At 32.3% G+C, this 24,406-nt stretch carries 21 protein-coding genes and 1 other annotated feature; of the genes, 1 reads left to right on the top strand and 20 read right to left on the bottom strand.

Translation table 11 applies throughout. The annotated features are described in order from the left end of the window. Window positions 1-28 precede the first annotated feature (28 nt). The 8 genes from N3C_RS01235 to N3C_RS01200 all read right to left on the bottom strand — a co-directional run bounded on the left by N3C_RS01235 (window position 29) and on the right by N3C_RS01200 (window position 7,873). A complete protein-coding gene (locus tag N3C_RS01235) occupies window positions 29-1,051 on the bottom strand; it encodes an LCP family protein (RefSeq protein ID WP_074364253.1) in 1,023 nt (340 codons plus the stop codon). Window positions 1,052-1,152: 101 nt separating this feature from the next. Further along, window positions 1,153-2,061, bottom strand: coding sequence for a UTP--glucose-1-phosphate uridylyltransferase GalU (gene galU / locus N3C_RS01230; protein ID WP_074364252.1), 909 nt, complete (start codon window positions 2,059-2,061; stop codon window positions 1,153-1,155). Between the two features lie 26 nt (window positions 2,062-2,087). Beyond that, window positions 2,088-2,849 carry a tyrosine-protein phosphatase gene (locus N3C_RS01225; protein ID WP_074364251.1) on the bottom strand — a complete coding sequence of 254 codons (762 nt, stop codon included), beginning with the start codon at window positions 2,847-2,849 and terminating at the stop codon, window positions 2,088-2,090. 19 nt (window positions 2,850-2,868) lie between these two features. Next, a complete protein-coding gene (locus tag N3C_RS01220; protein ID WP_074364250.1) occupies window positions 2,869-3,558 on the bottom strand; it encodes a CpsD/CapB family tyrosine-protein kinase in 690 nt (229 codons plus the stop codon). A 10-nt stretch (window positions 3,559-3,568) separates the two neighbouring features. After that, window positions 3,569-4,240, bottom strand: a complete 672-nt coding sequence (locus tag N3C_RS01215) for a YveK family protein (RefSeq protein WP_083604381.1) — start codon at window positions 4,238-4,240, stop codon at window positions 3,569-3,571. Continuing rightward, window positions 4,240-5,313: a tetratricopeptide repeat protein gene (locus tag N3C_RS01210; protein ID WP_074364249.1), complete on the bottom strand. Its 1,074-nt coding sequence runs from the start codon at window positions 5,311-5,313 to the stop codon at window positions 4,240-4,242. The genes N3C_RS01215 and N3C_RS01210 overlap by 1 nt, the downstream gene beginning before the upstream one ends. A gap of 107 nt (window positions 5,314-5,420) precedes the next feature. Continuing rightward, the gene (locus N3C_RS01205) at window positions 5,421-7,154 is read right to left on the bottom strand and encodes a phospho-sugar mutase (protein WP_074364248.1); all 1,734 of its coding nucleotides are present in this window, start codon (window positions 7,152-7,154) and stop codon (window positions 5,421-5,423) included. Between the two features lie 110 nt (window positions 7,155-7,264). Next, the gene (locus N3C_RS01200; protein WP_074364247.1) at window positions 7,265-7,873 is read right to left on the bottom strand and encodes a 50S ribosomal protein L25; all 609 of its coding nucleotides are present in this window, start codon (window positions 7,871-7,873) and stop codon (window positions 7,265-7,267) included. A 190-nt stretch (window positions 7,874-8,063) separates the two neighbouring features. Between N3C_RS01200 and N3C_RS01195 the strand changes: the two genes are divergently transcribed. After that, window positions 8,064-9,524 (top strand): aminotransferase class I/II-fold pyridoxal phosphate-dependent enzyme, encoded by a 1,461-nt coding sequence (locus N3C_RS01195; RefSeq protein ID WP_074364246.1) that lies wholly within the window; start codon window positions 8,064-8,066, stop codon window positions 9,522-9,524. Window positions 9,525-9,604: 80 nt separating this feature from the next. Here the strand turns inward: N3C_RS01195 and N3C_RS01190 are convergent, their stop codons facing one another. From N3C_RS01190 to infC, 12 genes are all read right to left on the bottom strand, one after another. Continuing rightward, on the bottom strand, window positions 9,605-11,968 hold the full coding sequence (locus N3C_RS01190; RefSeq protein ID WP_074364245.1) for an endonuclease MutS2: 2,364 nt from the start codon (window positions 11,966-11,968) through the stop codon (window positions 9,605-9,607). A gap of 24 nt (window positions 11,969-11,992) precedes the next feature. Then, a complete protein-coding gene (locus N3C_RS01185; RefSeq protein WP_242944022.1) occupies window positions 11,993-14,356 on the bottom strand; it encodes a U32 family peptidase in 2,364 nt (787 codons plus the stop codon). A 91-nt stretch (window positions 14,357-14,447) separates the two neighbouring features. Continuing rightward, on the bottom strand, window positions 14,448-15,434 hold the full coding sequence (locus N3C_RS01180; RefSeq protein ID WP_074364244.1) for a glycosyltransferase family 4 protein: 987 nt from the start codon (window positions 15,432-15,434) through the stop codon (window positions 14,448-14,450). Between the two features lie 215 nt (window positions 15,435-15,649). After that, window positions 15,650-16,252, bottom strand: coding sequence for a cell division protein ZapA (locus N3C_RS01175; protein ID WP_074364243.1), 603 nt, complete (start codon window positions 16,250-16,252; stop codon window positions 15,650-15,652). Between the two features lie 129 nt (window positions 16,253-16,381). Then, window positions 16,382-18,757, bottom strand: a complete 2,376-nt coding sequence (gene pheT / locus N3C_RS01170) for a phenylalanine--tRNA ligase subunit beta (RefSeq protein ID WP_074364242.1) — start codon at window positions 18,755-18,757, stop codon at window positions 16,382-16,384. Between the two features lie 28 nt (window positions 18,758-18,785). Then, entirely contained in the window at window positions 18,786-19,805 is a 1,020-nt protein-coding gene (pheS, locus tag N3C_RS01165) for a phenylalanine--tRNA ligase subunit alpha (protein ID WP_074364241.1), read from the bottom strand. A 47-nt stretch (window positions 19,806-19,852) separates the two neighbouring features. Continuing rightward, window positions 19,853-20,082 (bottom strand) — a binding site (T-box leader). 60 nt (window positions 20,083-20,142) lie between these two features. Next, a complete protein-coding gene (locus tag N3C_RS01160) occupies window positions 20,143-20,922 on the bottom strand; it encodes a TrmH family RNA methyltransferase (RefSeq protein ID WP_074364240.1) in 780 nt (259 codons plus the stop codon). A gap of 6 nt (window positions 20,923-20,928) precedes the next feature. Next, window positions 20,929-21,600, bottom strand: coding sequence for a potassium channel family protein (locus N3C_RS01155; RefSeq protein ID WP_074364239.1), 672 nt, complete (start codon window positions 21,598-21,600; stop codon window positions 20,929-20,931). Window positions 21,601-21,612: 12 nt separating this feature from the next. Further along, a complete protein-coding gene (locus N3C_RS01150; protein WP_074364238.1) occupies window positions 21,613-22,977 on the bottom strand; it encodes a TrkH family potassium uptake protein in 1,365 nt (454 codons plus the stop codon). A gap of 151 nt (window positions 22,978-23,128) precedes the next feature. Then, a complete protein-coding gene (gene rplT / locus N3C_RS01145; RefSeq protein ID WP_074364237.1) occupies window positions 23,129-23,488 on the bottom strand; it encodes a 50S ribosomal protein L20 in 360 nt (119 codons plus the stop codon). A gap of 31 nt (window positions 23,489-23,519) precedes the next feature. Further along, window positions 23,520-23,717 (bottom strand): 50S ribosomal protein L35, encoded by a 198-nt coding sequence (rpmI, locus tag N3C_RS01140; protein WP_074364235.1) that lies wholly within the window; start codon window positions 23,715-23,717, stop codon window positions 23,520-23,522. Between the two features lie 20 nt (window positions 23,718-23,737). After that, window positions 23,738-24,259 carry a translation initiation factor IF-3 gene (infC, locus tag N3C_RS01135; protein WP_074364234.1) on the bottom strand — a complete coding sequence of 174 codons (522 nt, stop codon included), beginning with the start codon at window positions 24,257-24,259 and terminating at the stop codon, window positions 23,738-23,740. Between the last annotated feature and the right edge of the window lie 147 nt (window positions 24,260-24,406).

The following is a 24,406-nucleotide window of genomic DNA, read 5'->3' as shown; positions in this document are numbered from 1 at the left end:
ATCAAAATATTTAATATCTTTTATATCATTAATTTAGCACTTTTTCATCATAATCTTCTTCATATATAAACTTATGAAGGACTTCTAAATTCTTATTTCTATCCCAGCCAAGGAAGTATTCATTTCTTATATATATAACATTATCTTCCAAAGGCAATCTGAATTGCTCTACCTTATTCACACCATTTAAGGTAATTTCTTTTGCAAGGCTAATTATTTCTTTCTTTTCTAAACTAGTTTCAACGTAAGGTAAGATTTCACTTATGATTTCCATCATTTTCGTAACATCCTGTTTAGTTATTTTATTAAATATTTCCGTTAAAACATTTCTTTGTCTTAATGTCCTATCAAAATCTCTATTGCCTACATAACGTATTCTACAATAACCTAAAGTCTGTCTGCCATTTAATAATTGCTTTCCTGCCTTAGTGACTAAAGGAGGATTACTGTCATTTTGAAGCTTTGAAAGTTCTCTAATATAATTATTCATTACTGGTATCTCCGCCTCTTTAACCTCTACTTCAACACCTCCTATAACATCTACTACCTTTTCCATTCCGCTAAAATCTACCTTTATATAATCTCTAACATTAGTTTTAAAATTTTCATTAATTACCTTAGTAGTCAATGGTGCTCCACCATATCCATAACTTTGATTTATTCTATCAGTATTTAAGCCTTCCATCGTTCCTCTGCCTTCCATGGTTACAACCATATCTCTCATTATAGAGCTAAGCTTTAACTTTTTATGTTTTTTATCTATAGTGGCAACAATCATTGTATCACAACGGGCAAAATCCTCAGGATGTCTTGCATCAATACCTAATAGCAAAATATTAATATAATCATCTTTAACTCCTTGATTTTCTTCTGTATAAACTTGTTCGTCTATACCCAGTTCTTTTTCATCTTCTGGCAATGGAGTATACTTAACCTTATCTAATTGCTTCATTGCCATATAGTAAGTTCCTCCTGCAGCAATAGCTAATAAAGATATAAAAGTTATTGCCACTATTAGGATAACTTTTGTTTTTCTCCTTAACTTTCTCATTATTTATCTATCCCCTTTTTATTACCTTTAATTATATCTTATAAGTTGAGTGATTTAAACAAAAAATAAACCAGCTTTACCCCGGTTTATTTTTCAATCCTTTATTTTATTGTATTTATTTCATCATATAATCCCTTAAATCTGCCATCCTCTCTTAACTCTAGCAGATATTTCATAAATGGATATTTTAAATCATCCCTCTTTAATGCAAATTCAACACTTGCTTGTAAGAAACCTAATTTGTCACCCACGTCATATCTGCGTCCCTCAAAATTATAGGCATACATAGCTTCATGTTGTATTAAAGTTTTTAATGCATCTGTTAATTGAATTTCTCCACCTTTTCCTGGTTTAGTATCACTTAATATATCAAATATTTGAGGAGTAATTATGTATCTTCCTAAAATAGCAATATTTGATGGAGCTTCTTCTACTTTAGGCTTTTCAATTAAATCCTTAACTTTATACACTCTATCTTCTATATGCATACCTTTAATAATGCCATATTTAGAAACATCCTCTTCTAAAACCGGCTGTACACCTAAGATACTTGTTTTATACTCATCATAGCAATCAATAAGTTGTTTTAAACAGGGCACCTCACTATCAACTACATCATCACCTAGCATTACAGCAAAGGGTTCTCTTCCAACAAAGGTTTTTGCACAATTTATAGCATGTCCAAGCCCCTTAGGTTCCTTCTGCCTAATGTAATATATATTTGCCATGTTTGATATTTCTTGCGCCATTTGAAGCAGTTCTTCTTTTCCACTGCATTCTAATTCCTTTTCTAATTCTACAGACTTATCAAAATGATCCTCAATAGCTCTCTTATTTCTTCCTGTTATAATCAAGATTTCTTCAATACCAGAAGCCACCGCTTCTTCAATTATATATTGAATAGTTGGTTTGTCTACAATTGGTAGCATTTCTTTTGGTTGAGCCTTTGTAGCAGGTAGAAATCTTGTACCTAGACCTGCTGCGGGAATAACTGCCTTTCTTACCTTCACTTAATGTACCTCCTTTTGAAAAGTTATTATTTTCTTAGAAAAAAACTAAAAAAGCTTTTTTTCTTTTTTTCACTTTTTATATCCAAAACTTCAACTTCTTCACCTTGGAGTATTTTTTTCTCGTTATACTTAATCCAATTGAAAAGTTCAGGATTAATGTCTTCTATTTTCTGTAGGCCTTCTTTAATATCAGAATTTCTTCTACTATTATTATGACCATCACTTCCAACTATATGAATAAGATTTCTAGCCACAAGTTTTTCCGCAAATTTCTTTATGTTTGTACCATATTGACCACAAAGACTACCTGCATTAAGCTGTGCTAAGTTCCCTTGCTCTATCAAGCTTACAAGAAGATCCGGTTCTTTCATGATTCTCAAATTACGTTCTGGATGGGCTAATACAGGTATAGCCCCTAATAATCTCAATTCATAAAAAACCTTTTCTGTATAGATTGGAAACTCCATCATTGGTAATTCAATTAATAAATATCTATTAAAATTATATCCCCAAATTCTATTATCATTATACAATCTTGGTAATTCAGGATCAATGTATATCTCTAATCCAGGAATTATTTCTATATTTTCAAAAGCATCTTTAACAAGTTTAAGTTTCTCTTTATAAGTTTCTAGACTTATTTCAGATTCTTCTGTAATAAAATGTGGAGTAGCACATAGATACTCCACACCTTGCTTTAAAGAATTATTAATCATTTCTTTTGTCATTTCAATATTAGATGATCCATCATCAACTCCAGGTAATACATGACAATGAAAATCTATCATAACATCCCATCCCTAGCTTCTAATTTTCTTCTTTATAATAAGTGGTATAGTATTTGCCATAATAATAATGTTCTGATTTTTCAGGAACTTTATTTAGTACAACACCTAATATTTTTGCTCCAACCTTATCCAATAGCTCCTTAGTCTTTACTAATCCAATTTTTTCTGTAGTACCATAACTTGAAACTATTAAAGTGCCCTCAGCAATGGTTGATAAAATCTGAGCATCTGTTACGGCTATCACTGGTGGAGCATCGATTAACACCATGTCATATGCCTTAGTAAGCTCACCTAAAAGATGTTTCATTCTTTTTGTACCTAAAAGTTCAGCAGGATTAGGTGGTATTGGTCCACTAGTTAATGCACTTAAATTAGGAACTTTAGTACTTAATACCACATCATTGAAAGAGTTTTTTTCTTGTATTAATAGGTTTGTTAATCCTTCCGTATTAGGCAATCCCAGCTTTTTATGTACTGTAGGTCTTCTTAAGTCACAATCAACTACCAATACACTTTTACCACTTTGAGCTATGGTAATTGCCAAATTAATCAAAACGGTACTTTTTCCCTCACTAGGTACTGATGATGTTACTACAATACTTGATAATGAGTCATCTAAACCTGAAAACTGTATATTAGTTCTTAATGTTCTAAAAGCTTCTGCTGCTCTAGACTTAGGGTTCTTAAAAGCTACTAAATTCTTTACCATATGCTCACCTCTATTTTTCTCCCTCTACCATTGGAATTATTCCTATAACCGGAACCCCTATTAATTTTTCTACATCCTCTTGAGTTTTTACTGTATTATCTAAGTACTCAAGTAAGAAAGCTATTCCCACAGAAACCATAAGACCTATAAAAAATGCTATAAGCATATTTAACACAGGTTTTGGACTAGATGGTGAAGTAGGCACTAAAGCATCGTCCAAGATGTGAACACCATCTTCATTTAAATAATCTTTACTAGTTTTTTTTAGAGAATAAGCTAACTGATTTGCAATACGGGCAGCGGTTTCGGCGTTATCTGATTCAACAGTTAAGGTTAATAACTGGCTATCACCTTCAGGAGTAGCTGAAATCATTGACTTTATTTCTTCTACTGAATATTCTAGGTCTAGCTTGTCTTTAACATCTTCTATAACGGTTCTAGAAACAGCAATGGTACTGTAGGTTTTCACCAACTTCTGATACATCATTATATCATTGTAATTATACGAGGTGCTTTGACCATTTTCGTTTTTACCTATTATAACGGAAATATCGGCCTTATATTTAGGTTCAATAATTAAATAGCTAAATATAGCACTAACAACAGTACTTAAGATTGTAATAATAAATATTATCATGAATCGTTTCTTTAATATATTTATATACTCCTTAATTTCCATCATTAACTCCCTCCTTCTAAGATTTTCTCAATATCTTTTAGAACTTCATCCTCCCTATCAATTTTTTTTGCAATTTCCAAATGAATTTTAGCTTGTTTTATGTCTCCAATATTGATATAACACATAATTAAGTTAGTACAAACCTCTACTGAACGGGTAACTTCAAAAACCTTTCTAAAATAGGTTATAGCAGTATTAAAATCACCTAAACAGGCATAATTTAATCCCAGTTCATTATAGAGATCTAATATATCCTTATCTATTGCAATTGCCTCATTTAAATAGTATATAGCCTTATGATTAGCTCCCAGGTTTCTATAAGCAATAGCTATATAATAATAGAGAAAAGCATCTTTCTCCATCTCTTCTAATAAGGGTAAAAGTAATTTTAAAGCATATTCAGGATTAGTCTTAACATTTTCTTTACCCTTTTCAAAATCTGCTAGAAGCTTTAGTTTTTCATTATACTCTGACACTTCTGCTTCTGACTTACCACCATAGCTATAATATAAATTTAAACTATTTAAAGCATCAACATATTTTCCTTCTTCATTATACAATAGACTTTCATAAAAAAAAGCCATAGGAAACTTCAGTTCTTTACCATAGTCTAGAAGCTCATTGAATTCATCCAAATAAGTTTTGTTGCTTTTCAAACTAGTGTTCAAACACCAAAGCATCTTATTATAAATATCTTCATCTATGTTTGTAATAAACAATCCTCTAAGTAACACATAACTTTCTAAGTAATCATTATTTTTAACGTAATCTGCTATAATTGCTTTTACTGTTAAAGAACACCAATCATTTGTTTTTATAATTTTCTTATATGTAGTAACATATCTAAATCCTTCATCACAACCAATAACATAATACATTCCTTCTACAAAATATTTTACAGGAATCTCCTCTAAGTTGTTATTTAACTTTATTTCATCAATTATCTTATTTGCTCTTATTGGTAAATATACGCTATCTTCTACTGAAACATTAAATATTTTTTGTAAAACATCTTTATTTATATCTAAAAAAATAAAATTTGAAAGTTTTGATGATAATAAGCTTCTATTTAACATATTCCTCCACATTAGTACATTTTTTTAAGTATCCTTAAATATAATAATTGATAATAAGGAAATTGTAAAGCTAATTATATAAAACTTTACAATTTCCAAAAAACTCTTTATATATTGCAGGCCTTTTCAATCAATGACATTACTATAGTTTTAAATTCTTCGATCTTTTGGTCTGCGTCTTTTAATGAATCTCCTACTACTGATAAGTATACTTTCATTTTTGGTTCTGTACCGGATGGTCTAACAACAAACCAAGAACCATCATTTAAAACAAACTTTAACACATTTGAAGTAGGAAGATCAATTTCCTTTTCTGTATTATTAACAAAATCTGTTTCCTTACTTAATTTATAATCAAACTTCTTATCAATCTTAACTCCATTAAGTTCTTGTCCCATGGAATTTCTAAGATAATCTAAGGCCTTAGCTATCTTTTCTTGTCCTTCTTTACCCTGAAGTTCTATGGAAACTAGATTTTCTTTATAATAACCATATTTATCATATAAATCTAATAATGCTTCATATAAAGATAAGCCCTTTGACTTATAATATAAAGTCATTTCACAGATTAACATTGAAGCTATTACTGCATCCTTATCTCTTACAAAGTCTCCTGATAAATAGCCGTAGCTTTCTTCAAAACCAAATAGGTAAGTGGATTCTTTAGTAGTCTCATATTCCTTAATTTTTTCACCTATATACTTGAATCCTGTTAACACGTCTAGTAGTTTAACGCCATAATCTGCTACAATATTTCTTACCATTTCTGTAGTAACTATAGTTTTTATTACCACACCATTATTTGGCAACTTATTTGCTTCCTTCAATGAAGATAAAATATAATGAGTTAGCAATACGCCGGTTTGATTTCCAGTAAGAACCTTATAGTCACCATTGCTTGTTTTTACTACTACACCTATTCTATCGCAGTCAGGATCTGTACCAAAAATTATATCTGGTTGAATTTCCTTAGCCATATCTAAAGCAATAGCAAATACCTTTGGATCCTCTGGATTTGGATAAGGCGCTGTTGGGAAATTACCATCTGGCATTTCTTGTTCCTTAACCACATGTACTCCTGTATAACCAAGTTCCTTTAACACTCTTCTTACAGGTATATTACCACTACCATGAATAGGAGTATAAATTATTTTAAGGTCTTTAGCCATCTCTTTAACAAGATCTTTTCTAATAGTTAGATCTTTAACTTTACTATAATATACCTTGTCAACATCTTCTCCTATAATTTGAACCTTTGAATTATCAATAGCAGTTTGTAAATTTTCCTTCTTTATTTTTTCAAAGCTGTCTACTTTTTCTATGTAGGACAATATTTCTTTTGCAGCTTTGTCAGTAACTTGCCCTCCGTCTTCACCATATACTTTATATCCATTATACTGCTTTGGATTGTGGGAAGCGGTTATTACTATACCACCTTTGCAATTCTTCTCCCTTACTGCGAAAGAAAGCATAGGAGTTGGTCTCAAACTTTCAAAAAGATATACTTTTACATCATTTGCACTAAGGATTTCAGCAGCAGTTTCTGCAAATTCCCTCGACATATTTCTTGAATCATGAGCAATTACTACAGAAGCTTCCTTTCCGTATTTGCTCTTTAAATAGTCAGCAAAACCTTGAGTAGCTTTACCAACAGTATAAATATTCATTCTGTTAGAGCCAGCACCAATAACGCCTCTAAGTCCACCGGTACCAAACTCTAAGTCTTTATAAAATCTATCTTCTATTTCTTTTTCATCTTTGATCGCTAGCAATTCTCCCTTAGTCTTTTCATCGATAAATGGAGAATTAACCCACTGATCATACTTCTCTTTAAAATGCATTATATCCCTCCTATTACATTCTAATACTATATTATACTATAAATTCGCAAAAACAAAAGACTTATTATAGAAAATTGGCGTAGTTCATAATAAAGAACTACGCCAATATATTATTCTTTTTCTACATTTTCTTCCGTTGTATCTGAAATTTCCTCATCTGAAAGTGGTACATTTGTGTTAGCACCTGTAACGGTAGCTATAACTGTATTAATATCTTCCATAAATGTAATATCACTAGCTACCTCTAAATTACTTAACCTATAAGACTCACCATATTTTAAATTTCTAAGATCCGCACTTATATATTTAGGCAAATCTTTAACCTTTCCTTGTACTTTAACGCTGGACTTTTCTTTTTGAAGTATGCAACCCTTCTGAGACACTTTTTCTTCATTTATGAAATGTATTGGTATCTCAGCCTGAACAGTTTTGTCCTCGTGCACATTTTCTAAATCAATATGTAATATTTTATGAGTTACTGGATCTTTTTGGATTTCTTTTATTATGGCCTGGTGAGTAGTACCGTTTATATTTATACTCTTTACTCCGTGCTCACCCTCTTTTAAAATTTCTCTATTAAGTTCTAGTTCGGAAATTTCAAATAATAAATTGTTGAATTTTTCACCATATAGAACTCCTGGAATTTTCCCATTTCTTCTAACCTTACCGGCAGCATGGGTACAATCCTTTGTTCTTACATTGCAGTTTAAAACACCCATAAATCTTACCTCCTCCCCTATCATTCTTCCCAGTAGTTTGATTAATATTCCTATTTCTATACAATTTTTTCTATGATAATTAAAATTTCTTATATATCCAATAAGATTGACCCTTCATATAATATAGTGTTTCTATAGATTCTCTAAATAATAACTTATGATTTTAAAGTAAAGAAAGGGTTGGATTAAAGTGTATAAGTTAAATCAAAATAAAACGCCCTTATTTAGCGCACTTTTAGAATATGTTAATAAAGGTATAATTCCTTTTCATGTACCTGGACACAAGAATGGAGTAGGGATTGAAAAGGAATTTAAAGAGTTCTTAGGTGATAATGTATTTAAAATAGATTTAACTTTATTAAAGATGGTTGACAGCTTACATCATCCCACGGGAGTTATCAAGGAAGCTCAAGAATTAGCCGCTGATGCTTATGGTTCCGACGCCTGTTTTTTTTCCATTCAAGGTACAACAGCAGCAGTACAAGCAATGATTCTATCTGTTGTTAGTGAAGGAGAAAAGATCATAATTCCTAGAAATGTTCATAAATCCGTTACCACTGGTATAATAATGTCTGGTGCTATTCCAATTTATATGAAACCAGAATTTAACAAAAGACTAGGTATAGCCCAAGGAGTTACTCCAGAAACTGTAGCTGAAACACTTGCAAAGCATACTGACGCCAAAGCTGTGCTAATTATTAATCCAACTTATTATGGAGTAGCTACAGATATAAAAAAAATCACAGAAATAGTTCATAGCTATAATAAGCTATTAATAGTAGATGAAGCTCACGGTCCTCATCTTAACTTCCATGAAAAGCTACCTATTTCAGCTATGGAAGCCGGTGCGGATATGTGTGCCCAAAGCACCCATAAAATTATAGGCTCCTTAACTCAAAGTTCTCTCCTTCATATGAAAAAAGAAAGGATTGATGTAAGAAAGGTTCAACAGGTTCTTAATTTAATTCAAACTACTTCACCTTCTTATATTTTGATGGCCTCTTTAGACTGTGCTAGAAAGCAAATTGCCTTAGAGGGAAAAAGACTTCTTGATAAAGCTATAGAATTATCAGACTACGCTAGAAAAGAAATAAATAAAATAAAGGGCTTCTATTGTTTTGGTACAGAAATTATTGGTGAGCCCGGAGTTTTTGCTATAGATCCCACCAAAATCACTATAAGTTGCAGAGACTTAGGAATTACAGGCTACCAATTAGACAATATTTTAGCTGAAAAGTATGATATTTTAGTGGAACTATCTGATTTATATAACATTCTTGCTGTAGGTTCCTTTGGAGATACAAAAGAAAGCATAGATAAATTAATCAATGCACTTAAAGAAATAAGTTTAGAGTATAAAAATCAAAAGAATAGACAGCCAGATTTTTTAGATATTCCAGCTATACCCAAGGCCTATTTAACTCCCCGTCAAGCCTTTATTTCAAAAAAAACTTCCATTAGTTTAAAGCAAAGTACTGGAAGGATAAGCGGTGAATTTTTAATGGTCTATCCTCCAGGAATACCAATACTTTGTCCTGGAGAAGTTATTACAAAAGATATTATTGAATATACAGAAGAATTAAAAGCAGCAGGTTTATATGTACAGGGAACTGAAGATACTAGTATTGAAAATATAAAGGTAATTAATTAAAAATAAAAAAATCATAAAAGAAATGCATTAAAAAAGCTTATTCTTAACTTACTAAGAATAAGCTTAATCTTTAATATTTTCTATTTAAGGGTTACAATAGTTGCTCCGCTACCACCTTCAGAGTATTCACCTAAACGAAAGCTTTTTACATGCTGATGTCCTTTTAACAAATCAGCTACTGCCTTTCTCAATACTCCAGTGCCTTTACCATGAATTATTGTAACTTCATTTAGACCAGCCATATAAGCTTCGTCAAGATACTTATCTACATTATATATAGCCTCTTCTGCATCTAACCCTCTTAAATCTATGGATGTAGAAACACTTCTTAAATTAAGTTTAACTTCCCTCTTTGTATTTACTTTCTTAGGACTGGACTGCTTATCTTCAACTTCCCTCAAATCTTCTATATTAACAGTTATTTTCATAATACCAGCCTGCACTTGAAGATCACCTTTAGGGTCGGGAGTAGTTAATACAATTACCTTTTGATTTAATTTTGCTAATAACACTTCTTGCCCTGGCACTACTTTAGTTAATTTTTTGCCTTTTTCTTCTTCTTTTTCACTTAAATTATTTTCAATACTTTCAATTTTATTTTTCAACTTCTTTCTCTGGGCTTCAATCTTGCTTCTAATATCACTATCATATCCCATTCTCTCAAGTTCTCGGATATTCTTAGCAATTTCATCCGCCTCTTCCTTAGCAGCCTTTATAATTGATTTTGCCTCTCTTTGAGCATTATGCATAATATTATCTTTATTCTTTTCTAAACTATGAAGTTTCTTCTCATACTTTTCCTTAAGCATAGCAGCTTCTGCTTTTAAAGAAGCAGCCTCTCTAGCATTATTCTCTGCTTCAATGCTTCTCTTTTGAAGATTCATAATCAAATCCTCAAAAATTAAAGCATTGCTAGATACATTAGCTTTAGCTGCTTCAATTATTTTTTCACTTAAACCTAATCGTTTTGATATTTCAAAGGCATTAGACTTTCCTGGAACACCAATAAGAAGTCTATAAGTAGGCTTTAGAGTTTCTACATCAAACTCCACGGAAGCATTTTCTACATGAGGTGTATTTAAAGCATAGGCTTTTAACTCACTGTAATGAGTAGTAGCTAGTATCCTGCTTCCCCTTTCTCTTAAATTCTCCAATATAGCCACAGCTAGGGCAGCTCCCTCAACAGGGTCTGTACCAGCACCTAATTCATCAAACAATATAAGGCTTTTAGCTGTAGCTTTATCCATAATATAAACAATATTCTTCATATGTGACGAAAAAGTAGATAGACTTTGCTCTATACTTTGTTCATCTCCAATATCTGCAAATATGTTATCAAAATAGCTAACAGCTGAACCTTCCTTTGCCGGAATCAATAATCCACTCATAGCCATAATATGAAGAAGTCCTACAGTTTTTAGTGTAACTGTTTTTCCACCTGTATTAGGACCAGTTATAATCAATGAAGTCTTTTCTCCACCTAGGTAAATTGTACTTGGTACCACTAGCTCTGGGTCTATAAGTGGGTGCCTTCCCTCTATTATATGAAAACTTCCGTCCTCCTTTATTACCGGACAAGCCCCCCTTATCTGGCTAGCATATTTAGCCTTTGAGAAAATAAAATCTAGCTCCCATACAATTTTGCTATTGCTTTTTATGACAGTGATATTAGTATAAACCTTTCTGGAAAGCTGGGCCAAGATTCTTTGGATCTCAGCCTTTTCTTTAAGCACAAGCTCTCGAATTTCATTATTAAGTTCAACTAAACTCATAGGTTCAATAAAAAGAGTGGCTCCGCTAGAACTTTGATCATGAACTATACCTGGTACAGCACCCTTATGTTCTGATTTTACCGGTATTACATATCTATCACCACGGATAGTATATAAACTTTCTTGTAAATACTTAGAATACTTTCTAACTAAATCATTTACCCTTTCTCTTACAGAGCCGTTTTTATTCCTTAACTCTCTTCTAATAGAAAATAATGTCTCACTAGCCCTATCACTGATTTCCTCTTCATCAACTAAGCAATTAAAAATATCATCTTCCAATCTTTTTAGAGAAACTAAACCTTGGCATAAATCCTCTAACACAGGAAAGGCTTCCTCATCCTCTTTGCGTGCTATGTATTCCTTAAAGCTTCTGGATACTTTTAATAAGCCACCAATTCTATATAGCTGCACTGAGCTTAAATCAGCCCCCTTTTCCGCCCTACTAATAGCATCTCTTACATCATAAATACCTTCAAAGGGCGGTGAACCTTTTTTTCCTAATAACTCTAAGGCCTCTCTTGTTTCCTCCAATCTTTCTCTAATCTCATAAACACTGTCATAAGGTTTTAGTTCATCAATGATTTCCTTAGCTGCAGAAGTTTGAGTATATGTTTTTATCTTTTCTTTTATTTTGGTAAATTCCAATACTATTAATGATCTATCCTCCATTGCTTACCAACTCCCAATTTTGATTTACTCTACTCCCCTTTTGTAGTGCCCTCTAGTAAATTCTTTTAATTCTAAGTTTTTATTATCTAATATAGCCTTGGCTATATTGTAAGTCTCCTCATAACTTTCATCTATAAAATCATATCTAAAATGAGTTACGCCTATATCCTTTAAATCTTTTTCATAGGATGTTAAATCTAAAGGTAGGCTGTTATAAATATGACTTCTACAGTAAATATCATTTCTTATTACAAATTCCATGCCCATTCTATCCCTTAGTGTAAAGCTTCCTCTGCAATGAAGTTTGCAATTGCTTTCTTTGCTTCTGCCTCCCAAAACGCTACCGGCTGCACAATATTCACTTGCCATAAGCTCAATTTTTCCGTAAACCAAAGCTTGCACCGGCAAATCCTTTGGCAAAACCTTTACTATATCTTTTATTTCGCTACGATTTAATTCTACGCTTAAGGGAGACAAAGCACAATATTTATTCATAAAATGAAAAGCTTCGCTGTTAAATATATTTAACTTATAATCTCCAATACAAGGAATTTTCTCATGAAAATAATTAATCATTCCTAAATTAGCAGTAATAATACCTTTTATTCTTGTCATATTTTCATCAACATACTTTATAATAGTCTTTTCCTCAGCTCGCGCTATATTAGGTAGCTTTAAATATATATTAGGAATGTTGCACTTGAATATTTCCCTTCTATCTAAATATCGGCTAGCCATATCTATAGCTACAAATTTTACTCCTAAATCCTCTATAGCTCTTAATTGCTCGTTAGATGAAACTACAAAAAGTTTCTCTGGTATATCCATCTTCTTATTTATGCTATTATAGCCTTTCCAAGAGCTAATTTTATAACATTCATCCATATCTACTTCTATATCTTCCCCAGGCTCTTGAGAAATAAGCATATTAAGTAGATTTCTTCTAACTTCATTTATGGAAGCAGCACTTATATAACCTTCTTCAAACAGAGTAAAGATTATTTCATCAATTTCAAAAGGTGTATTTCCTGTCTTTCTTAATTTATCTTCAATAAAATCTTTTGATAGAGGATTCTTTAGGGGCTTCTCTACTATCGCGCCTTCACAGCAATACTTCTTTCCCTTGTATATAGTGTTTATACATAACGGTTTACCTAGAGAAAACTCTACTGAAATATTTATAGGTATTTTTCTTGTATACTTATCCCTATAAGACTTTCTAATTTCTTCATTTAATTTTATATCATTAGTCTTATATATAAGATCTCCTTTTTTATAAATGGTAGGCCACATTTGAACTTTATCGCCTTTTTTTGCAGACAATACTTCCTTCCCTTTAAGGGTTATCTTGCTTATGGTAGTTCCCTTATCGCCTACTCTAATGCCGTCTCCATTATTCACATCACTGTAGAGCTCCACTATTTTACTATCTATAGCTTTTCCTAATATAAGACCTGTATTTTTAGGATAGTTATAAGCCATCATATCTCTACCAGCATTTCCCCAAAAATAGCCTTTTGAAAACCCTTCTCTATTAAATAACTGAAGAAGTTTTTTCTCCTCCTCACCACTGTCACTTATTCTTTTACTTTGTACATATTCGTCTATAACTTTCCTATAGGATGCTACCACACCGGCTACATATTCTGGCTTTTTCAAACGACCCTCTATTTTAAAAGAAGTAACTCCACTATCAATTATTTCATTGATATTAGAAATAGTACAAATATCTTTAGGACTTAACAAAAAACCCTGTTTCCTTTCACCACTTTCCTTATCTAAAAGATCATAAGGTAACCTGCAGGGCTGGGCACACCTTCCTCTATTTCCACTTCTTCCTCCTATCATACTACTCATAAGACATTGTCCTGAATAGCAAACACATAGTGCTCCATGTATAAACACTTCCGTTTCAACTACTGAGGAAATATCTTTAACTTCCTCAATAGATAATTCTCTAGCCAGAACTATTCGCTTAAATCCATGCTCCTTTAGAAAAAGGCTAGTAGATACATTGTGTACTGACATCTGAGTAGATGCATGAATTTCTAAAACAGGAAAAGAATTTAATAATTTATTTCCTAGTCCTATATCTTGAATAATCACTCCGTCCACACCAATTTTATAAAGCTCCTTTATGTAATCCAAAGCTTCCCATAATTCTTTCTCTTTAATTAGTGTATTTATAGTAATATAGACTTTTACATCATATCCATGACAATATTTCACCGCTTCAGCTATATCTTCTAAAGTAAAGTTTTTAGCATATGCACGGGCAGAAAACTTACTTCCTCCTAAATATACAGCATCTGCCCCATTATTTACTGCAGCATATAAACATTCCATATCTCCTGTAGGTGCTAAAAGCTCTATGTTCCTAAACATCATTTTCATCTCTCCATTTAGAATTATGAATTTTCCTTTGTTTGCCTAACAATAAAGGTATTATACAATAAAAAAGTGGCCAATGCCACTTTTTCTACAGCAATGTTTTATAGCTTTCATATAATTTTTTAGCATACTTATCCCAAGTAAACTTTTCTCTAATTAAATTTTTAAACTTACTATCTTTTTTAGCCTTTATTCCATTCTTTACAGCTTCATATATACTAGCCTCATCATAGGGATCACAATATAAAGCTCCATCCTTAAAATATTCGTAAGCACTACTTTGATTAGTGGACACAATTTTACAGCCACTGGCGGCAGCCTCTAAAGATGACATACCGCTTGTTTCTATAAAACTTGGCTGTACATGAAGACTAGCAAATCGGTATGCGTTATAAATATTATAGCTATCTACAAAACCTAAATGCAAAGTTCCTTTATACTTCAAACAAGAATCTAAATAATCCCTATCCTTGATGTTACCAATAAGCACTAAGGGTATATTAAGCTCATTGCAAATCTTAGCTAAAACAAGTTGATTTTTCATAACGCATATTCTTCCTACACAAAGGACATATTTATCTAAATGGTATCTATCCTTCAAACTATATAAAGGGGTTTCTTCACTTATTACATCTACACCATTGTATATCACCTCATAGTTACCCTTAGGATAAATTTGATTTTTTAATAAATCCGCCTCCATACAACTGTTAGGATATATTACTTTACAGCCCTTTACTATCTCTTTTCTATAAGTATTGCAACGTTCCCATAGTTTCAAATATTCAACATTATTAATATATTTATAGTATAAGGTTCTATCCCAATACAAAGGTGATAGAACTATATTTTTTTTGTAACTTTTAGCTATCTTATAATATTTATAAGTCTCTCCCATACTAGATATATTAAATAAATGTATAATATCAAAAGAAGAAAAATCTGTTACATCCCCTGCATTTATATAGGCCTCTACCCCTAACTTTTTTAAATACTCAACGGTTTTTAACATTTGCATTGAGTCTCCTCCAAAGTTTCTAATATAATCGCTTCTTATGCACATTAGAACTCTCATACTAATCCTCCTGATTCTTTATAGCTTGTAATATACCTATGCGGACATAGCCACAGTTATTCTCATTGTATAGTAAAGGTTTTCATAAAGACTTTTTTAGAATATTATTAAGTTAAATATGAAAAAATAATAGGTTACATTTCTTATTAAGAAATGTAACCTATTTTAAGTATAAGTTATACTGATTTAAATATTAAAAAAACAATAATCCATCACTATTTAATTTTCTCGTGGTTTATTAGCGGATTACTCATCTTTTTAATTTTAGCAAGGTTTATTTGATTTTCTACCAATTCCTGTTCAAGGTAATTTATCTTATACCTAGCACTTCGGAGCTGAAACTTAAGTTCCTTGTTTTCCGCCTTATTTTTCTCAAAGCTATTTTTGGTATTTTTCAACTCCTCTTTCAGCTTTTCAACTTCCTCTTTCAATCTAGCAAGTTCTTCATCCTTAGCCTTTAAGTTTTCATCAACTTTACTGTCATTTAATTTTTGCAAAAGCTCTGAGTTTTCGCCCTGTACTCTAGCCACCAATTCTTTAAGGGCAGCAATTTGCTCTTCATAATCCTTCTCCTTGGCTTTAAGGTTTCTTATCTCTTCATTTAATCCTTTATAAGAAACTTCGCACTTAAAAAGGTCGTCCACTACATTCACTGCAGTAAGGACTGCAGCCGCCGTTCCACTTAATTTTGGATTGCTCTCCATAATAGTCTTCATTTTCTTATCTACATAATCCGCTACTTTTTTTAAGTACTCGTCGTTCTCTTCGCCCTTTAAATTGTAGTCTACGTCATTGATACTTACGGTAACAATATTCATGCAAACACCTTCTTAGATACTTTAGTTAAAATCCTTATATATATTTTAACATATATTCTTTTTTAAATAAATGAAGAAAATGCATAATTACTTGATTTTCTTACGGAATTATGCATTTTCTCTCCTTATCTATCTAAGTTGTGCTCCAAGTTTGTATTCTAAGGTTTTTAATATTTTATTATGAACCTTATTTACTTCATTATCTGTAAGGGTTTTATTTTCTTGTCTATATACAATGGCATAGGCTATAGACTTTTTACCCTCTGGAATCTGTTCACCTTTATAAATATCAAAAAGTTTTACAGCTTCAACCATTGAACCTCCCTGCTTTATAATTATATCCTGTATTTCCTGTACAAGGATACTATCATCTACTAAGATAGCTATATCTCTAGTAACTGCAGGATATTTAGGTAGAGGCTTATATTTTTTATCCATTTTTGCATGGGCATATAAAATATCTAGATTCAATTCTGCCACATAAGCAGGAATATCCAATCCAAACTTGTCACATACATCAGGATGAACTTCTCCTAAAACACCAACTTTTTCATTTTTAATCATTAGGGCAGCAGTTTTTCCTGGATGAAATACTGGATTATCACTTTCTCTCACAAAACTATATTTTTCTACTCCTAGAACCTCTAGTAGGTTTTCTACAACACCTTTTAGATCAAAATAATCACATTCTCCATAGATTCCGGCAGTAAGAATATTTCTTTCCTCTGGCAATAATTCATTTTTCAAAGGAATATATACTCTACCAATTTCAAAAAGTCTTGCCACTTCATTATTTCTAGCGTAGTTACGTCCCAAACTTTCCATTATAGAAGGTATAGTAGTAGTTCTCATAACACTATAATCTTCTCCTAATGGATTTTTAATCTTCACAGTATTTCTAAGTTCACTATCTACTGGTAAATTTATCTTATCAAAGGCCTTTGGACTAATGAAAGCATAGCTTATGGATTGATTTAATCCGGAAGCTAACATAGTATTTAGCACTGTATCATCCATATGTTGTCTTTCTGTTTTTCCACCCTTTTCAGAAACTGTATTAATAATTGTTGAAGGCAATTTATCGTATCCGTATATTCTAACTATTTCTTCAGCTATATCCTCTTTAATATTAATATCAATCCTAAAGGTAGGTACTGTTATTTCTAATAGAGTTCCATTAATAGTAGTATAAAGCTCTAATCTATCTAAATACTGCTTCATTTCCTCTGCAGTCATATCTGTTCCTAAAAACTTATTAACCCATAGGCTATCAACGGTAAGAGTTTTCTCCTTAACAGGCTTTTCATAAACATCTATTGTACCTTCTACAACCTTTCCAGCATTCAACTTTTCTACTAGATAGCAAACTCTATCTAAAGCTATCTGGGCCATATTAGGATCTAGGTCCTTTTCAAATCTTGAGGAAGCCTCTGTTCTTAGTCCTAACTTTTGAGCTGATACTCTTATATTAGCACCATCAAAATTTGCACATTCAAATATAACTTCAGTTGTATCTTCTTTAATTTCAGAGTCTAATCCACCCATTAAGCCAGCAAGGCCGATAATTTTTTTATCATCCTTTATACAAAGAACATCACTACTAAGCTCTCTTTCAATTTCATCTAGGGTAGTAAACTTTTCACCCTGACTAGCTCTTTCTACAACTATCTTACCTGAAGTTATTTCTCTCCTGTCATAAGCGTGCATTGGCTGACCTAGCTCCAACATAACAAAGTTTGTTATATCAACTATGTTATTTATAGGTCTTACTCCTGCATCCATAAGTCTTTCCTGCATCCATTGTGGAGAAGGTTCTATTTTTACATCAACTACTGCCCTAGCCATAAATCTTTTGCATAGTTCATCCTTAACTTCAACTTTAACAAAATCAGATACATTCTTTTCCTTACAAGGAGTATAATTTGTTTCTGGCATCTTATACTTTGTTCCTAAAGTTGCAGCAGTTTCTCTAGCCATACCTACTATACTTAAACAATCCGGTCTATTGGATGTTATTTCAAAATCTATTATAGGATTGTCTAATCCTAGTACTGTTTTAATATCTACACCGATAGGAGTATCCTCAGGTAAGATCATAAGACCATGAATTTCCTTATCACCAGCAATGCCTAATTCTTCTTCGGAACACATCATACCGTTGGAAACAACTCCTCTAAGCTTTCCTTTTTTAATTTTTACTCCTCCAGGCAATGATGAACCATGTAAAGCTACAGGCACTATATCATTTTCTTTCATATTATTAGCCCCTGTTACTATTTGAAGAAGTTCTTCCTTTCCAATATCTAACTGACATATAACTAATTTTTCTGCATCAGGATGAGGCTCAATCTTCATGATCTTTCCTGTTACTACATTTTGAATCTCATCACCGGCAGTTACAACTTCTTCAACCTTTGATCCACTCAATGTTAAAGCATCCGCTAAATCTTTTGCATCTATATTAACATCTACATAATCTTTCAACCACTTAACTGGTACTTTCATTACTGTAACACCTCCATATGCACATTAATTAAAATTGATTTAAAAATCTCATATCACTTTCATACAACAATCTTATATCATCAAGGCCGTACTTTAGCATAACTATTCTATCTACTCCCATACCAAAGGCAAAACCGCTGTACACTTCAGGATCTATACCACCCTTTCTCAACACTTCTGGATGAACCATACCACAACCCCAAAGTTCAATCCATCCACTACCTTTGCAAACTTTACATCCTTCACCATGACATACAAAGCAAGTTGCATCCATCTCTGCTGATGGTTCAGTAAATGGGAAATGATGTGGTCTAAACTTTGTTTTTATATTATCTCCAAACATTTTCTTAACAAAGGTATCCAAAGTACCTTTTAAGTCTGCAAAAGTAATGCCCTTATCTACTACAAGTCCTTCCATCTGATAAAAAATAGGTGAATGAGTTGCATCTACTGCATCGGACCTATAAACCTTACCAGGAGATATCATCTTTATAGGTGGTTTAGTGTTTTCCATAACTCTAACCTGTACTGGTGAAGTTTGAGTTCTTAATACCACATTATCATTTATATAAAAGGTATCCTGTTCACTTCTAGCAGGATGGTTTTTAGGTATGTTTAAGGCTTCAAAATTATAATAATCCAGCTCTACTTCAGGACCATCTTCAATGGTAAAGCCCATAGAAATAAAAATCTCCTTCATTCTTTCTAAAGTTGCATCTAAAGGATGCCTCTTTCCTATGAAGTTTCTCTTTCCAGGTATGGATATATCTATTACATCATTTTTTAACTTTTCTTCTCTTTCTTTTGTCTTTATTGCAGAAATAGAATCCTTTAATGCATTTTCGATAGCATTTCTAACTTCATTTGCCACCTTACCTACTATAGGTCTTTCCTCTGGGCTTAAAGCTCCCATTCCTCTTAAAATAAGAGTTAGCTCTCCCTTTTTTCCAAGATATTTTACACGGACTGCCTCTAATTCGCTGCTACTAGTAGACTTTTCAATTTCCGATAAAGCTTCAGTCTTAATAGCTTCTAATTTTTCCTTCATTGTACTTCCCCTTTCATAATTTATAAGCAAAATAAAAAACCGCCCCAAAAAGGGACGGAAAATCCGCGGTACCACCCTAATTAACAGTATCTTATATACTGTTCACTTGGTTAAAGTTATCGGTTTTAACCGCCAAATGCTACGATTAAGACGCTTAATTTTCACATTTGGAACTCCGGAGTGAACTTCACTATATTAGTCCCAAAAAAGGCTTTCAGTCATGGCCTTTTCTCCCTGGTGGTTTTCATATAGCTACTTTCTCCATCAAAGTACACTATGTATTTGTAAAAATTGTGCTTGCTCATTATTATAACTATTGTTAATAATAATTTCAACTTTATTTTAAATTTTGTCTTAACACTTCATAGAGCATTACTGATGCCGCTACTGATACATTAAGAGATTCTGCCCCGCCAGGCATAGGAATTTTAACCTTTATATCTGCCATGGCTTCAACTTTATCACTAATACCATTACCTTCATTACCTACTGCTATTATTATTTTATCCCCATACTTTACATCATAAAAGTTATCTTCTGCTTTTAGGGAGCTTGCTACTAGCTTATAGCCCTGACTTAACAATTGAGAAACTAACTCTAAGTTTTTATCCTCAATTATAGGTAGGTAGAAAATAGAACCCATAGTAGATCTTAATGTCTTTTCATTATATGGATCTACCGTTCCTAAGCTATATATTACTGCTTTAGCTCCTACTGCATGGGCTGTTCTAATGATTGTACCCATGTTTCCAGGGTCTTGCACCTTATCTGTAAGCACAATTAGACCTTCAGAAAAATCACACTGCTGTTGAGCTTTACTTATTACAGCAGCCATTCCCTGCGGATTTTCTGTACTGCATATATCACGAAACAAATTATCTTTTACAATATACTTATCCTTTAAATTTACTGACTCCAAAAAGCTCATATATTTCTCCGCCTGAGTTTCTGACACCAAAAGACAATCTACCTTTGCATGAGCTTTAAAAGCTTCTTCCACAAATCTAAAGCCTTCAATAAAAAATTTTTGATAGTTGTCTCTATATTTTCTTTCTTTCAATTTTTTAATTTCTTTTATCAACTTATTATCTTTACTCTGTATAAAGTCCACGGCCATTTCCCCTCATCTATTTATCTTCTTATTCATACTTTCAATTTTGCTCAAATTATCTGAGTTTCCTATAGCTACAATAATATCTCCTTCTTCTATTAAATCTTCCCCAGCAGGAGCAACTTTTACTTTATTGCCCTTTTTTATAGCCATTATGTTTATTCCATATTTAGCCCTTATATTCAGCTGCATAAGGGTCTTATCATTCCAATCTTTAGGTGGTAATATTTCTGCTATGCTATAATCCGGTGACAGTTCAATATAATCTAAAATATTAGTAGAAATCAAATTATGGGCCACTCTCACACCCATATCTTTTTCCGGAAGTACCACCCTATCTGCTCCAATCTTATATAAAATCTTAGCATGGAGTTCATTATGTGCTTTTGCCACAATATATCCTACACCCATTTCCTTTAGTAGCAAAGTAATCATAGTACTAGCCTGTATATTAGAACCTATTGTAACCACAGCTATATCGAAATTCTTGACACCTATACTTTTAAGTGCACTCTCTTCTGTAGCATCTAACTGTATAGCATGAGTAACGCTTTCAGAAATTTCTTGAATAACATCCTCTTCTTTATCTATAGCTAATACGTCATGCCCTAAAGAATATAAGGTTTTTGCCACAGAAGTACCAAAGCGACCTAAACCTATTACTACATATTGTGTCTTTTCCATAACAATACACCTCTAACCTATAAGTATTTTGCCTTCCGGATATCTTATAAGATTTTTCTTTTTATTTTTACCTAATGATAATGCCACTGTCAATGGTCCAACTCTGCCGATATACATTAATATTATAATCAATACCTTACCAAGGCTACTTAAATGAGGTGTTAGCCCTAAACTTAAACCTGCTGTTGTTAAAGCAGAAGTAGCCTCAAAAAATAGACATTCTAAACTAAAGGCTGAATTACTTTCTATTATAGATAGTAGTACCGTAGCCAAAATAATCAAGGAAAAGCCTAAGGTTGCAATTATAAAGGACTTTAATACCTGCTCTTTTGAAACTCTTTTCTTAAAGATTTCTGTTTCCTCTTTACCTTTTATTGTGCAAACTATTGTCATTATTATAATTGTTACTGTAGTAATTTTTATACCTCCAGCAGTAGACCCTGAAGAACCTCCAATAAACATTAGTATTATAGTTAACAACCTGGAAGCAGGCTTCATATCCGCTGTTATTATAGTACTCATTCCTGCAGTTCTGTGGCTAACTGAAGCAAAGAATGAATTGATTATTTTATCTACCATAGACATATCCTTTAAAGTTAGAGGATTATTACACTCTAATATGTAAATAAAAAAGGCTCCTCCAAATATTAGAATCAATGTTCCGATTATTACCACCTTTGAGTGTAAAGATAATTTCCTTGAAACCTTATAATTATATATATCGGCCCAAACAAGAAAACCTAACCCTCCTACAATTATTAGTATAGTAAGAGTTACTATAACAATAGGATTCTCCCTCCATCCTATTAAGCTTATAAAAGGGCTATCTACAGTACCAAATAAATCAAATCCTCCATTGCAAAAGGCGGAAATAGAATGCCAAAAGCTATAATAAATACCTTTTGACAAGCCAAAGCTTGGAATAAACTGCGTGGATAAAACTAATGCACCTATAGTCTCTATAATAAATGTAAAGGACAATATGTACTTTTCCATCTTAACTAAACCTTGCAAATTAAAAGTATTCATTGATTCTTGAAGTACTAATCTATCTCTAAGGGTTATTTTCTTGCCTAAAATAATAGCTAACATGGTTGCAAAGGACATAAATCCAATACCTCCGATTTGCACCAGTATTATTATAAGGGTTTTACCAAAATAACTCCAATAACTCCCGGTATCTAAATTCACAAAACCTGTAACACAAAGGGAAGATGTAGCTGTAAATAGACTATCAATAAAAGATGTAAATTGTCCCTTTGCTGAAGAAATTGGAAGTGATAATAAGAGAGCACCAATAAGAATTAAGGTAACAAATCCCAGGCAAAGAATTTGCACAGGACTAAGTTTTCTACCTTTTTTTTCACTTAAATTCACAAGCTCACCTCAATTCAGCTAACTTATAACAACTAGCAAAAATGAATATTGATACTCAATATTATATCCTTACTTTTCTACAATATCTAACAATATCCTTTAAAAATTTAAGAAAAAAATAAATGCGGCCTTATGCCGCATTTAATATATGTTATGCATTTAATTGTGCTTTTGCAACCTGAACTAATTCTGCAAATGCCTTTGGATCGTTAATTGCTATTTCTGATAACATCTTTCTGTTTATATCTATTCCTGCTAACTTAATTCCATTCATGAATTTAGAATAAGATAAACCATTTTGTCTAGTAGCAGCATTGATTCTTGCTATCCATAACTTTCTGAAATCTCTCTTCTTAAGCTTTCTTCCAACATAAGCATTTCTTAATGCTCTTATTACGCTTTCATTAGCAGTCTTAAATAGCTTGCTCTTTCCACCATAGTATCCCTTTGCAAGCTTCAATATTTTCTTATGTTTCTTACGTGCATTCATTGCTCTCTTAACTCTTGCCATTTTCTTTACCTCCTTCTATCGCTACGCTATATTATAGATATGGTAACAATTTCTTCATTACTTTTTCTTGTGCAGCTGATACATATGCTGTTTTTCTTAAATTTCTCTTTCTCTTTGAACTCTTTTTAGTCAATATATGACTCTTAAAAGCCTTAGCTCTCTTTAATTTTCCTGATCCTGTCTTCTTGAATCTTTTTGCAGCACCTTTATGAGTTTTCATTTTTGGCATGTTATTTCCTCCTCCCAAGTTTACGCTCTTTTTGGAGCTAATATTAATATCATATTCCTTCCTTCTAGTTTAGCGGCTTTCTCAACTACAGATACATCTTGAAGCTTTTCTACAAATTTATCCAGTATACTTTTACCGATATATGCATAGTCAGCTTCTCTTCCTCTAAATCTTACTGTAACTTTAACTTTATCTTCATCAAGAAGGAATTTTTTAGCTTGATTTGCTTTAATGGTTATGTCATGATCCTCAATACTAGGACTTAGTCTAATCTCCTTAACATTAACTACCTTCTGCTTTTTTCTGGCTTCCTTTTCCTTTTTTGTCTGTTCATAAAGGAATTTGCCATAGTCCATTATTTTGCATACCGGCGGATTAGCACCTGGAGATATTAATACCAAATCCTTATCCTTCTCTTCAGCAATTCTTAGAGCTTCGGAATTTGACATTATACCAAGCATTTCTCCGTCTTCATTAATTACCCTTAACTCTTTTTCTTTGATTTCCTCGTTAATAAGATAATTTTTATTAATAATTTTCACCTCCGGATTAGTTTAGAGCCACTTATTTATCTCCAGATAATCCTTCAATAAAAAAAGCGGCACAAAGCCGCTTCATATCCTAACATATTACGTGACCTTACTAGCGATGCTGTAAGGTGAGAAACGGCTGTCTCTACTTGACACGTA

The sequence above is a fragment of the Clostridium sp. N3C genome, assembly GCF_900095445.1.
Classification (GTDB): Bacteria; Bacillota; Clostridia; order Clostridiales; family Clostridiaceae; genus Clostridium_AU.
This window is presented reverse-complemented; position numbering and strand designations above follow the sequence as displayed.